Here is a 12746-nt window from a genome sequence, read left to right as displayed (position 1 = left end):
CCGCGCCCCACTGTACTCCACATTCCTCCACCGGTACTAGTCCAAACATCGTTGTCAATACTCGGCGCACCGCAAACGCGCAGGTCATCGTGGGTGGGGCGAAGTGGGGGAAGAACCGGCGGCCGGCGCGCCGCGACGCCTTCCCCCACCCGCTCTCCACCACCCGCGAACGGCAGTGACGCATGGGGCGCAAGTGGCGAGTCGACCCGGCCGCGCGCGAGGTGTCCTGGCGACGGTGGAGCGATGTGGAGGGCCGCGGCCGCGGCCCGGATACGACGCAGGACCAGATAGTGGACATTTGGGCACATCCCGGTGTATCCAAATGTCCAGCATGGTGCTCTCAACCGGGGCCGATTGCAGTCAGGTGGGTCGTGAGGAGGGCGCGGGTGCTCCAGCAGATCCGCCGTCTGTCGAACGAGGGCCTGGGGGCCGGCCGCTGGGCGTGGCTGATCGCCGTGCGACTCGCCATCGTGGCCTGCCTGCTCGCGGCGGCGGTCGTCGGCATCAGGGGGTTCCTCTACGGAGACACCCCGGTCCTGCGGGTCGGCCTGTCACCGAGCGCGGTCGTCGTGTCGCCGGACGGGCAGACGATCTACCTGGCGAATTCGGATGACAGCATCACCCGGGTGTCCGCCGCAACGGGCAAGGCCCGCCGGCGCATCGCGATCAGCAACGGCAGTCCCGGCATGAACGCGGGCACCGACAGCATGGCCATCACTCCCGACGGCCGGACATTGTTCACCACCGTCACGGACGCCGTGACCCAGGCGTCGCTGGCGCTCGCGCGCGTCGACCTGCGGGCCGGCCGGGAGGTGGGGCGGGTGCCCGTGCCTGGGGGCGTCGACCAGTTCGTGATGACCAAGGACGGCCGCACCCTCTACGTCCTGTCGGGCGACAGCGCGCTCTACCCCGTGGACGTCGCCACCGGGCGCGTCGGGACCGCGATTCCCGCTCCTGATTACATGCTGGAGAGCGCGGTGAGCATGGTGCTCTCGCCGGACGACGCCACCCTCTATATCGCGACGAACGAGGACGGCCCCGACGGTTCCGACGTGCTCAGCGGCGCGGTCACGCCGGTCAGCCTGCGGACCGGCGCGGCCGGAAACTCGATCAAGCTCGGCTGGATGCCGTCATCGCTAGCCATCACGCCCGACGGCCGCACGCTCTACGCCGCCATCGACGGGCTGAGCGGAATCGGGCAGCTGGCTCCCAACGCCGTCGATGTCATCGACACCGCCACCGGCCGGCTGCGCGCGACACTGCGCTGGCAGGCCGCGCCCTTGTACCTGCAGATGGCGCCGGACGGCAAGACAGTCTGGGTGACGTCGGTCGTCGACCACAGGGTCGGCACCGCCGACGACACCGTCACGGGCATCGACGTGGCGACCGGCCGGCCCGGCCCGTCGTTCTCCACCTCCGGCTGGCTCAATGCCTATACCGACGGCCCCGCTGGCGTGGCGATGAGCCCGGACGGACAGACCCTCTACGTGACCATGCCGTCCGGGCTCGAACGGTTCCGGCTGTCCTGACGGAGGCAGCCGCAACCGTTCCGTGGTGGTGATGGTTTTGAACTTTTGCGCGGAAGAAGCGGACGTATGAGCGAAAACCGAAGACCGGTGGGACAGGATTCGATAAGTTCCCGATGCGCGGACCCGGTGTGACGTGGCACACCCCGGGCATGACGACATACTGTTCAATAGGACTACGCGTTCTCCGGCGCCGGGGCGGCCGGCCTTTTCGAGGAGGGGTCTTGGTACTCGACACGGGGCGCGGCACCGGTATGCCGAATAGCGCACAGGCCCTTGAGGATCTGGTGGCCACCGCACGGCAGATCGGGACCGCTGTTGAGTCGGTCATCGACGGGAAGGCCGAGGCGGTCAGGCTGGCGCTCATCGTCCTCCTCGCCGAAGGGCACCTGCTCATCGAGGATGTGCCTGGTGTCGGCAAGACCATGCTCGCCAAGGCGCTTGCCCGGTCCATCGACGGCACCGTGCGCCGCATCCAGTTCACCCCCGACCTGCTGCCGAGCGACATCACCGGAGTGAGCGCCTACAACCAGGAGCGGCGCGAGTTCGAGTTCAAGCCTGGTCCGGTGTTCGCCAACATCGTCGTCGGCGACGAGATCAACAGGGCCTCGCCCAAGACCCAGTCCGCCATGCTTGAGTGCATGGAGGAGCGGCACGTCACCGTCGATGGCACGACGTACCAGCTTGAGGCCCCGTTCATGGTGATCGCGACACAGAACCCGGTCGAGATGGAGGGGACCTATCCGCTGCCCGAGGCGCAGCGCGACCGGTTCACCGCGCGCATCTCCATCGGATACCCCACCGCCTCGGCCGAGCTCGAGATGCTCGACACCCACGGCTCGTCCTCACCGCTCGACCACCTCAAGCCGGTGGCCACCGCCACCGACGTGCGCGCGCTCATCGAGGCGGTGCGCGGCGTGCTCGTCGCGGGACAGGTGAAGCAGTACATCATCGCGCTCTGCGCCGCGACGCGATCCGCGCCTGAGCTGCGGCTCGGCGCCTCGCCGCGCGCGGCGCTGCACCTGTTGCGCGCCGCGCGGGCGCGGGCGGCGCTCGACGGGCGGGACTACGTCATCCCCGACGACATCCAGGCGCTCGCGGGCCCGGTGCTCGCGCACCGGCTGCTGCCGACCGCCGAGGCCCTCGTGGAGCGGAAGCTGCCCGAGCAGGTGGTCACGCGCCTCATCGAGCAGACCCCGCTGCCACGGCCCTGAGAGGGCGGGACCGATGCGGGGGCTGCTTGGCGCGCTGACGGTGCGGGGCCGGTCGTTCGTCGCGGCCGGGATAGCGGCGATGGCCTGCGGTCTGCTGCTTCCCGAGCCCGACCTGCTGCGGATCGGCGTGGTGCTGATGCTGCTTCCGCTGCTTTCCGCGTTCGGCGCCGGCCGGGCCAGGTACCGGCTGTCGTGCCTGCGCACGGTGTCGCCGGCCCGGCTGCCCGCCGGGCAGAGCGCGTCGCTGACCGTCAAGCTGACCAACGTCTCACGGCTGCGCACCGGGCTGCTGCTCGCCGAGGACACGGTGCCCTACGCGCTCGGCTCCCGGCCCAGGTTCATCTTCGAGGGCATCGGCGGCGGCGGCTCGCGCTCGTACACCTACCATCTCGGTTCCGAGACCAGGGGCAGGTACACGGTGGGGCCGCTGCGGGTGCGCGTCGCCGACTCGTTCGGCCTCGTCTCGATCACCCGGGCGTTCACGTCCACCTCGGTGGTGACGGTCACGCCGCGCATCGTGCCGCTCGCGCGGCCGCCGTTCGGCGGCTACTGGCTCGGCGACAGCGAGCACGGCAAGCGGTCCATCGCCGCATCCGGCGAGGACGACGTCGCGCCGCGCGCCTACCAGAACGGTGACAGCCTGCAACGGGTGCACTGGCGGTCCACCGCGCGCTACGGCGAGCTGATGGTGCGCCGCGAGGAGCAGTACTGGCGCAATACCGCGTCGCTGTTCCTCGACACGCGGCGCAACGCCTACACCACCGCCATGTTCGAGCTCGCGGTCACCGCGGCCGCGTCCATCGGGGTGCACCTGGCGGGCGAGGGTTTCGAGGCGCGGTTCGTGACCGCGGAGGGCGAGGTGCCGGGGCAGGGGTCGTTCCGCGACACGCTGCTTGACACGCTCGCCGTGCTGCGACCGTCGCGCGCGGTGACTCTGGAGACCGGGGTGGCCGCGCTCGGCAGCGCGGGCGGCCAGGTCATCGCGGTGATCGGGGAGGCGACACCCGCGCAGGCCAGGGAGCTCGCGGCGGCCAGACGCGGGGCGGCGCCCGGGGTGGCGCTGCTGCTCGCGGAGGACGTGCGCGCGGCGAACGTGGCGGGATGCGTCCAGGCCCTCGCCGGCTGCGGGTGGCGGGTCGCGGTGGTGTCCGACGCCGCACGGCTCCCGGTGGCGTGGCAGGAGGTCAACCGCGCCTCGGGGCGGCAGGCCGGCGGCTCCGGCGGGCTGTCGTGGACGACGGGGCCAAGCGAGTCAACCGGGTCTAACGGCTCAACCGGGTCTAACGGCTCGGCAGGCACGGGCGGGCCCGACGACCCGGCGAGGGAGGCGGCCCATGGCTAGCCACCGGCGGACCCTGGCGGCAGCGGCCGCCGTCCTACTCGCCTCGCTGTCCCTGTACCCCGTCTTCATCGGGACCGGCTGGTTCTTCGCCGGGATCGGCTCGGCCATCGTGGTGGGGCTCGCCGGGACGCTGGCCAGGCTGCGCAGGCTGCCGCTCGCGGCGGACCTGGCGATCGGCGTGATCGCGCTGCTGCTCTACCTCAACGTGACGTTCTCCAACGCCAGGTCCTACGGCCACCTGCTGCCGACACCCGCCTCGCTCGCCGCGCTCTGGCACATCGCGGGGCAGGGATTCGACGAGGCGGCCAAGTACGCTCCCCCGGTTCCTGAACTGCGCGGCATGGTGCTGCTCGCCGCCGCGGGCATCGGGATCGCCGCCCTGCTCACCGACCTGATCGCGGTCCGGTTCGGCAGCGCGGCGCTTGCCGGGCTGCCGCTGCTGCTGCTGTTCACCGAGCCGTTCACGCTGAGCGTCTCGCGCGGCTTCGTCGGGACCACGGTCGCGTTCATCGCCGGAGTCGCCGGCTACCTGGGGCTGCTGTCCAGCGAGGCCAGGGACCGGATCAGGGAATGGGAGCACCAGGACCCGTCGGACACCGACGCGCCCGACACGCGGGCGCTGGCGGCGACGGGCCGCCGGGTGGGGTTCGCCGCTGTCGCGCTCGCGCTGTTCATCCCGCTGTTCGTCCCCGGCCTGCACATGACCAGGCTGTTCGGCCAGGGCCAGCCGGGCATCGGCGGAAACACCGGAAACGGCGCAGCGGTCGCCGGGTTCCCCGACCCGAACACGCACCTGTCGCAGCAGCTGACGGAAGCGCAGGCGGTGACCGAACTCGCCTACACGACGACCGATGCCACCCCCGGCTACCTGCAGCTCTACGTGCTCGACCAGCTCACGGACACCGGCTGGCACCTGCTCGGCCAGCCCCAGGACCACGCCACGGTCGGCCCGCGGCTGCCCACGGCCCCCGGCCTGAGCAACTACACCGGGACGGCCAGGGAAACCACCAGGATCAGCATCGCCCAGGGCATCGGCACCGATGCCTTGTACGCGCTGCCCGTTCCCTTCCCCGCCACGACGGTCACGGCACAAGGATCGGTGCGCGCGGACCGCGCGACGCTGATGGTGTTCGATCCCGGCGTCACGCTCGGCGGCATGGACTACACCGTCGAGAGCGTCGACGAGTCGCCGCCGGCCGCGCTGCTCAACGAGGCGCCGCCGCCGCAGGGTGACATCGCCGCCCGTGACCTGTCCGTGCCCTCCTCCTACGACTCGCTGCGCGCCCTTGCCGAGTCCGTGGTGCGACTGGCGGGCGCGAAGACCGAGTTCCAGAAGGCGCTCGCGCTGCAGAACTGGCTGGCGGGCGGGACGTTCAGCTACACGGTGCACGCTCCGACGTTCGACGACGCCGCGGGTCTCACCAAGTTCCTCACGGTCACCAAGACGGGGTACTGCCTGCACTTCTCCTACGCCATGGCGGTGCTGTCCAGGCTGCTCGGCATCCCGGCGCGCGTCGCCTTCGGCTTCACCCCAGGCACCACGGTGTCCACCGGCACGTGGGTGGTGACCTCGCACGACGCGCACGCCTGGCCGGAACTGTACTTCCAGGGGTTCGGCTGGCTGCGGTTCGAGCCGACGCCGACGGGCGCCAACGGACAGGGCAGCGCCATTCCCCCGAGCTACACACTCAACTCCACCGGCCCCGGTTCGGCCACCCAGCCGGCGACCGGGCCGAGCATCGCGCCGACCGCCAATCCCACCGGCTTCCCCCGCGGCTTTCAGCACGTGCTCGTGCCGCCCGGAGGTGGCGGAGTGGCCGGCGGCGGCGGCGTCCGAGCGGGCGGGCCCGACCCGTGGGTGATTTTCGGACTCACGGTCGCGGGCCTTGCCGCGATCGCCCTCATCGCGCCGCTGTGCGGGCGGCTGGTGGTCAGGCGGCGGCGCTGGCGGCACCGGACCGGCGACGGCGCCGGGAGGCCCGGCGTCGTACCCGCGGGTCACGCTGGCGGTTTGGAGGGGCGGATACGCGCCAGGGACGAGGCATGGGCGCACGCGGCCTGGCAGGAACTGCGCGACGACCTGATCGACTACGGCGCCGGCTGCCAGCCGAGCGAGTCACCGCGGGCGGTGGCCACCAGGGCGGGCGGCGCGCTAAGCCTCGGTGAGCCGGCGCGGGCGGCGCTCGGTCGCATCGCCCTGGCGGAGGAGCGGGCCAGGTACGCGGCGCGGCCGACGGACGGCTCCGGGCTGCGCGCGGACAGCACGGCGGTGCGGCGTGCCATCGCCGCCGCGGTGCCGCGCGGCGACCGCTGGCGGGCACGCCTGCTCCCAGCCTCGGTGGTCGGCCCGACGATGAGCGCACTCAGCGCCGCGACCGACGCACTCGGCCGCATCGGCCCGTGGTGGCTCGGCAGGTTCCGCGGTTAGACCTCCTGCGGGGTTCCGCGTGTGGACCTTCTAGAGGTCACCCTCCTGCCGACGCCGCCAGCGCTCGTCAAGCCGCTCACCGAACGTACCGCGCGGGGCGCCGCCCCGGCGGGAGCGGCGAGACCGGCTCTTGCCGGCCGTACCCCGCTGCGCGCCGCTGGAGCCGACGGCAACGGTGGCCATCTGCCGCCAGCTGTTCAGCGCCCAGATGCCGCATAGCAGCATGATGACGAATCCCGCGACCGCCAGGCCGATCACCGTAAGGGCGATGCCGACGGCGATCATCGCAGCACCAACGAGCAAACCGACGAGCGCCTCTACCACCCGACGCCTGTAATGCACGCGGGGATCGCTAGAGCGAACAAGACGCGCTAGCCTCCGATCCTCCCTGTAGAGCCCCTGCTCGATCTGCTCGAGCTGGCGCTGCTCATGCTCAGAGAGCGGCACGACGCCTCCCATGAAAACCGGGGGGTGGGGTGACTTTCACCTCACGTTAGACACCTGGTTCATTTCCCAGAATACGAGGCTCATCACGCGTCTTGGAAGGGGCCTCCGCTGGCCCGTCTTGAGAAGATCCGAAAAGTGCCGCGGGCCGCACCGCGTCGGCGCCGAAACGCCGCGCGATCCGGTCCACCGCCTGCTCCGCTTCCCGCCATCCAGACGGCCTTTCGTCGAAGGCGAGCTGCCGTGCCGCCCCGCTGACCGGGCGAAGGCCCGTCGCCCTGACGCCGACGAGACGCAGCCGCGCCCTGCTGTCAAGCCCGGAACCCTCATAAAGGGCGCAGGCCGCGGCGTAGATCTCCCTGGCCACGTCTGTCGGCTCGGGGAGCGTCCGTGACCTGGTGATTGTCTTGAAGTTCGCCAGCCTGAGCTTGACGGTCACCGTGCGCGCCACGCACCCCGACGCGCGCAGCGCACGCGCGGTCCTGCCCGACAGCCGCAGCAGTTCCTTCTTGACCACGTCCGGGTCGTCCACATCCGTCGGGAATGTCTCCTCGGCACCGACGCTCTTCTCCTCGCGCCGTGGCGTGACAGGACGCTCGTCGCGGCCCCAGGCGAGGGCGTGCAGGTGCTCGCCCGCCGCGCCAAGCTCCCTGCGCAGGGTCGCGGCGGGCACGTGAGCGATATCACCCACGGTCCGCAGCCCGAGACGGCCGAGCACCTCCTCCGCCTTGTCCCCCACCCCCCACAGGGCGCTGACCGGGAGCGGGTGCAGGAAGTCGAGCAGCCCGTCAGCGGGCACCACGAGGAGGCCGTCGGGCTTGCACCGCGCCGAGGCGATCTTCGCCACGAACTTGACCGGCGCCAGCCCGACCGAGCAGGTGATGGACTGCTGCTCGCGGACCTGCTGCCTGATCAGCTCGGCGATACGCCGCGGCGTGCCGAGCCGCCGCGTGGCGCCAGAGACATCAAGGAACGCCTCGTCGAGCGAGAGCGGCTCAACCTCTGGCGTGACCGCGCGGAAGATGGCCATGACCTCCTTGGAGACCTCGCCGTACACGCCGTGCCGCGGCGGGATGAAGACGGCCTGCGGGCACAGCCGCCGCGCCCGGCCCACCGGCATCGCCGAGCGGACACCGAACGCGCGCGCCTCGTAGGTCGCCGACAGGACGACGCTGCGCGGGCCGAGACCGCCGACCACCACCGGCTTGCCCCGCAGTTCGGGACGGTCCCGCAGCTCCACGCTCGCGTAGAAGGCGTCCATGTCGACGTGCAGCACACGGCACCCTGCGTCGTCGGCTGACGAGTCTCCCGATGTCCGGAGAGTCACTTCCCTGGGACAGCAATTCCGAGTATGTGCAGGCGGGCGGCGATGTCGCGCAGCGGCGGGCAGGTGGCGGCGGCCTCCTCGAGTTCGTGCAGCGCGTCCGCCGTGGTCAGGTCGGCGCCCGCGCCCGGCAGCAGGCCGGAGAAGATCCGGATGCCGTGCGCGTCGCCGACGCGCAGCCCGGCGCCCGCGATCAGGGCGGTCAGCTCGGGCAGCGTGAACCGGCGCGCCGCACGGGCGCCCTGCGCGGCCGGTTCCTCGTGCCGCTCGCCTTCGCCTGGCAGCAGGGCCCGCGCCTCGGCGTACCTGCCCGCGAGCGCCCGCTGCAGGACCGCGGCGACGGTGTTGGCGGCGAGCACGCTGACCGTGCCGCCCGGCCGGAGCACCTGGGCGACCGCCGCGAGCGCCGCGGCGGGCGAGTCCACGTATTCCAGGACGCTGTGGCAGATCACCAGGTCCGCGGACGCGGTACCGACCAGGCTGGTCAGGTCCGCCGCCTCCCCCTGGACGTCGGTAAGCGAGACGCCGGCCTCGGCGGCCCGCCACCGCGCGGCGGCCAGCGCGTCGGGGCTCGGGTCGACCACGGTGACCCGGTGGCCGGCGCTGGCGAGGCTCACCGCGAACCCGCCGGTGCCCGCGCCCACGTCAACGATGTCAAGGCTTGGCTGGCCCGTCTGAGCGGTGCGCGCCGCGATGACCTCCGTCAGGACATCGGCGACCAGCGACGATCGCGAGCCGTCGCGCCTGCGCTCGGCGTCGGGGCTCTGCCAACCGGGCTTGGGCCTGCCGGGTATCGGCACGCCTGGCACGGCCCTCGCGGGAACCTCTGCGGTCACTCTTAACCACTCCCCAGGTTGCCCGTGCATCCTTACTGTGCAATCTCACTGTAGTGCGGCCGGCCATCCGGTGACCGCCGGGTAGCAAGCATCCAGCTTGCTACCTTATGTGATTTATTTGTCACTAATTGTCGATAAAGGAGCTGAACCCGGGCCCCGCGGCCCGCGTTCTACCGATCGTGGAGAACTCAGCAGCCGATTGGGGCAAGCGGACGAAAGCGACACAACGCCGTAAGCAAATGACCGCACGTGAGCCATCAAGGACACGTATGCTCAACCGCATGCCTTCGCCTGCCGAGCACCTCGAGCTCCCGCATCCCCGGCGCCTGCTGTGGACCTCAGCGTGGAGCATGGCGGAATCGGTAGGCCTGCCCTTCGGCACCTACGTCGCCGTCACCGACCTGGTCAGCCCCGACGCGGGCCTGGTCGCGGGAACCGCGGTAGTGTGGCTGCTGATCGCGCTGCGCAAGATCGTCACCGGGTCTGTCACCGCGTTGCTGACGATCACGGCGCTCGTGCTGACGGTGCAAACGCTTGCGGCGATAAGCACCGGCTCCATGTGGATGTTCCAGCTCCAGTTCCCGCTGGCGAACCTGGCGATGTGCGTGGTCTTCGCCCGCACCGCGCCGACGCGCAAGCCGCTGGTCGCCCAGCTCGCCGAGGAAGTGGTGGCGCTGCGGCACCCGAACGGCACGCATCACCCGGGGCTGCACCGGTTCTTCCAGGGCGCGACCTGGCTCTGGGCGGGGCTGTTCCTGCTGCTGACGCTCAGCCTCGCGGTCATGATGAAGACCGAGCCGTTCAAGCTCTTCATGCTGCTGTCGTCCGTGGTGACCCTGGGGCTCACGGTGGTCGGCGCGGGCATCTGCGTGCTGTGGTTCTTCGCGGTGGTCCGCCGCCTGGGCCTGCGCCTGCGCTTCACCGCCGCTTAGCCGCCACGCAAAGCATTGCAAAGCAAAGCCCGGCCCCGTTTAAGGGACCGGGCTCGGTTAACGCGCGGCTGGCGCGATCAGGGGCGGCGGCGCGGCTCCGGCGCGGTGCCCTGCGCCGGGTTCTGCGTGTCGTCGTCCTCGTCCGCATAGGGATCGATGTCGTCGTCATCGTCATCGCCGTACGGGTCCTCGTCGCCGTCCTCGCCGGCCTCCAGGTCCGGCCCGAGTGCGGACGGGTCGGGATCGAGCGACAGCCCCGGCTTGTCGGCCTTAATGCGGGCAAGGACGCCGTTCACGAACGGCGGCGAGTTGTCCGTGGACAGGTCCTGGGCCAGCGCGACGGCCTCGCTGATCGCCACGCCGTCCGGCACGTCGTCGGCCCACAGCAGCTCGTAGACGCCGATCCGCAGCAGGTTCCTGTCCACCGCGGGCATCCGCTCAAGCGTCCAGTCGACCAGGTTCCATGAGATCAGCTCGTCGATGCGCTCGCTGTGCGTGGCCACGCCGCGCACCAGCTCGGCGGCGTACGGCTGGACTGGCACGTCGCCGACCGACTGGCGCTCGCTGAGCAACTCAAGCGTGGGCAGGCCGCGCAGCTCGGCCTCGAAGAGGATGTCGAGGGCCCGCTTGCGTGCCTTGCTACGCGCGGCCACGGAACCCCTCTCGTTCGGTGCGAAGCGAAGTCTGAATGCGAAGCGACATCAGGCGCGGCCGAGATACGCGCCGCTGCGCGTGTCGACCTTGACCTTCTCGCCGGTGGTGATGAACAGCGGTACCTGGATAGTCGCGCCGGTTTCCAGCGTGGCCGGCTTGGTGCCGCCGGTGGAGCGGTCGCCCTGCAGGCCCGGGTCGGTCTGCGCGATGACAAGCTCGACCGCGGCGGGCATGTCCACGTACAGCGGGGTGCCCTCGTTGAACGCGATCGTCACGGTCTGCTCTTCAAGCAGGTAGTTCGCCGCGTCGCCGACCACCGCGGCGGGAATGCGTGGCTGGTCGTAGTCGGACAGGTCCATGAAGACGAAGTCATCGCCCTCGCGGTACAGGTACTGCATGTCGCGCTTGTCAACGTTGGCCACGTCTACCTTGATGCCTGCGTTGAAAGTCTTGTCGACAACCTTGCCCGACATCACGTTCTTCAGCTTGGTGCGCACGAAGGCCGGCCCCTTGCCCGGCTTCACGTGCTGGAATTCCACGACATTCCACAGCTGTCCCTCGATGTTCAGCGTCATGCCGTTCTTCAGGTCATTCGTGCTTGCCACGCGTCGTCTCCAATTACAGGACCAGCAGTTCCCTGGTGGTCGAAGTCAGGAATCGGGCCCCGCCGTCAGCCGTCACGACAAGCACGTCCTCGATCCGGACGCCACCGCGATCGGGCAGGTAAACACCAGGCTCGACGGTGACAGGAACCCGATCGGTCAGTCTACCCGTTCTTCCGTACCCCAGCATCGGCGCCTCGTGGATCTCCAGGCCCACCCCGTGCCCGAGGCCGTGCTGGAAATGCCCGGCATGCCCGGCCGCCTCGATGACCTCGCGGGCCGCGGCGTCGACCGCCCCGGCCTCGACCCCGTCGGACAGCGCCGCGACGCCTGCCCGCTGCGCCGTCGCCACCAGGTCGTAGATGTCCCGCTGCCAGTCAGCGACCGCGCCGATCGCCACCGTCCTGGTCATGTCCGCGTGATAGCCCTCGTGCAGCGCGCCGAAGTCCATCGTCACCAGGTCGCCGCGCTCCAGCGCGCGGCCGCCAGGCGCGTGGTGCGGTGTGGCCCCGTTCGGGCCGCTCGCCACGATCGTGTCGAACGCGGGACGCTCCGCGCCGAGCAGGGCCATGGCGTGGTCGAGCAGGGTCGCGAGCGTCCGTTCGGTCATCCCTGGACGGATCTTGGGCAGGATCTCCGCCAGCGCGGCGTCGGTCAGCCGGCAGGCCTCGGTCAGCTTCTCGATCTCCTCGTCGTCCTTCACCATCCGCAGCGTCTCGATCTGCTGCCCGAACGGTTGCGTGACTACGCCTTCCGCCCGCGCCACCAGCTCCTCGTGCCGCTCGACGGTCATCTCGTGCGCTTCGAAGGCGAGCGTGCGGTAGCCGCGGCGTGACGCCTCCGTCGCCAGCTTCGCCTCGATGAACCGCTCGGTGAGCAGTTCGACGTCGGGTGCGTCGCGCTGCGCCGCACCGGTGTAGCGGGAGTCGGTGGCGAGCAGCGCGCGCTCACCGTCCGCCGGCAGCAGCAGGGCCGCGTTGGACGAGGCGAGGCCGGTGAGGTAGCGGACGTTGGGCCCGGCAGTGATGAGCGCGGCGTCGGCGCCGCTTTCCCTGATGAGCCGCTGGGCGCGGCGGCGTCGTGCTGCGTGGGCTTCCGGCATGCCTCGACTGTATCCCCGGCGCGTCCACCCGGATCGTCGGCGCCGCAGGCGCCGACGATCCGGTTCGCGGGAAAACCGCGCCTTCCTCGGGCGGGCCGTCAGGTTCCTCGCGGAGGAAGCCGGGATCACCCAGTTCCTTGACATCGGCACCGGCCTGCCAACGATGAGCAGCGTGCACGAGGTGGCGCAGTCGATCACGCCCGCCTCACGCGTGGTCACGTGGACAACGACCCGCTCGTGCTGCGGCACGCCCAGGCGCTGCTCACCTCGGCCCCGCTGCCGCCGGCCAGCGAGGTGAACTGCTACGGCGGAGTCGCCCGCAAGCGCTGAGGGCCGGCGATA

General features: G+C 70.8%; 11 protein-coding genes and 1 pseudogene. 6 read left to right on the top strand and 6 right to left on the bottom strand.

Annotated features, from left to right (window positions below; all coding sequences use genetic code 11):
- Positions 1 to 386 precede the first annotated feature (386 nt).
- The 4 genes from EAS64_RS22335 to EAS64_RS22320 all read left to right on the top strand — a co-directional run bounded on the left by EAS64_RS22335 (position 387) and on the right by EAS64_RS22320 (position 6510).
- A complete protein-coding gene (locus EAS64_RS22335) occupies positions 387 to 1529 on the top strand; it encodes a YncE family protein (RefSeq protein WP_145855695.1) in 1143 nt (380 codons plus the stop codon).
- A 251-nt stretch (positions 1530 to 1780) separates the two neighbouring features.
- Positions 1781 to 2740: an AAA family ATPase gene (locus tag EAS64_RS22330; protein ID WP_145856660.1), complete on the top strand. Its 960-nt coding sequence runs from the start codon at positions 1781 to 1783 to the stop codon at positions 2738 to 2740.
- 13 nt (positions 2741 to 2753) lie between these two features.
- On the top strand, positions 2754 to 4082 hold the full coding sequence (locus EAS64_RS22325) for a DUF58 domain-containing protein (protein ID WP_145855693.1): 1329 nt from the start codon (positions 2754 to 2756) through the stop codon (positions 4080 to 4082).
- Positions 4075 to 6510: a transglutaminase TgpA family protein gene (locus EAS64_RS22320; RefSeq protein ID WP_145855691.1), complete on the top strand. Its 2436-nt coding sequence runs from the start codon at positions 4075 to 4077 to the stop codon at positions 6508 to 6510. Before EAS64_RS22325 ends, EAS64_RS22320 begins: the two co-directional genes overlap by 8 nt.
- A gap of 30 nt (positions 6511 to 6540) precedes the next feature.
- On the opposite strand, the gene EAS64_RS22315 is transcribed toward EAS64_RS22320, so the two are convergent.
- From EAS64_RS22315 to EAS64_RS22305, 3 genes are read right to left on the bottom strand one after another with little or no spacing between them, the layout of a single operon-like run.
- On the bottom strand, positions 6541 to 6969 hold the full coding sequence (locus EAS64_RS22315; protein WP_246115811.1) for an SCO2097 family morphological protein: 429 nt from the start codon (positions 6967 to 6969) through the stop codon (positions 6541 to 6543).
- A 34-nt stretch (positions 6970 to 7003) separates the two neighbouring features.
- The gene (locus EAS64_RS22310; RefSeq protein WP_342782064.1) at positions 7004 to 8230 is read right to left on the bottom strand and encodes a DNA polymerase IV; all 1227 of its coding nucleotides are present in this window, start codon (positions 8228 to 8230) and stop codon (positions 7004 to 7006) included.
- A gap of 47 nt (positions 8231 to 8277) precedes the next feature.
- Positions 8278 to 9114: a class I SAM-dependent methyltransferase gene (locus EAS64_RS22305; RefSeq protein ID WP_246115809.1), complete on the bottom strand. Its 837-nt coding sequence runs from the start codon at positions 9112 to 9114 to the stop codon at positions 8278 to 8280.
- A gap of 281 nt (positions 9115 to 9395) precedes the next feature.
- Here EAS64_RS22305 and EAS64_RS22300 point away from each other — a divergent pair, with 281 nt between their 5' ends.
- A complete protein-coding gene (locus tag EAS64_RS22300; protein WP_145855686.1) occupies positions 9396 to 10046 on the top strand; it encodes a DUF3159 domain-containing protein in 651 nt (216 codons plus the stop codon).
- A 77-nt stretch (positions 10047 to 10123) separates the two neighbouring features.
- Here the strand turns inward: EAS64_RS22300 and nusB are convergent, their stop codons facing one another.
- Genes nusB through EAS64_RS22285 form a run of 3 tightly spaced genes read right to left on the bottom strand, consistent with a single transcriptional unit; the run spans position 10124 to position 12404 of the window.
- Positions 10124 to 10699 (bottom strand): transcription antitermination factor NusB, encoded by a 576-nt coding sequence (gene nusB, locus EAS64_RS22295; RefSeq protein ID WP_145855684.1) that lies wholly within the window; start codon positions 10697 to 10699, stop codon positions 10124 to 10126.
- A 48-nt stretch (positions 10700 to 10747) separates the two neighbouring features.
- On the bottom strand, positions 10748 to 11305 hold the full coding sequence (efp, locus tag EAS64_RS22290; protein WP_145855682.1) for an elongation factor P: 558 nt from the start codon (positions 11303 to 11305) through the stop codon (positions 10748 to 10750).
- A 13-nt stretch (positions 11306 to 11318) separates the two neighbouring features.
- Entirely contained in the window at positions 11319 to 12404 is a 1086-nt protein-coding gene (locus EAS64_RS22285) for a M24 family metallopeptidase (RefSeq protein WP_145855680.1), read from the bottom strand.
- Positions 12405 to 12468: 64 nt separating this feature from the next.
- Between EAS64_RS22285 and EAS64_RS45995 the strand changes: the two are divergent.
- Positions 12469 to 12680, top strand: a pseudogene (locus EAS64_RS45995) (SAM-dependent methyltransferase); the annotation flags it as partial.
- Positions 12681 to 12746: the final 66 nt, after the last annotated feature.

Origin of the sequence: Trebonia kvetii (assembly GCF_007827045.1) — a bacterium.
Classification (GTDB): domain Bacteria; phylum Actinomycetota; class Actinomycetes; order Streptosporangiales; family Streptosporangiaceae; genus Trebonia; species Trebonia kvetii.
This window is presented reverse-complemented; position numbering and strand designations above follow the sequence as displayed.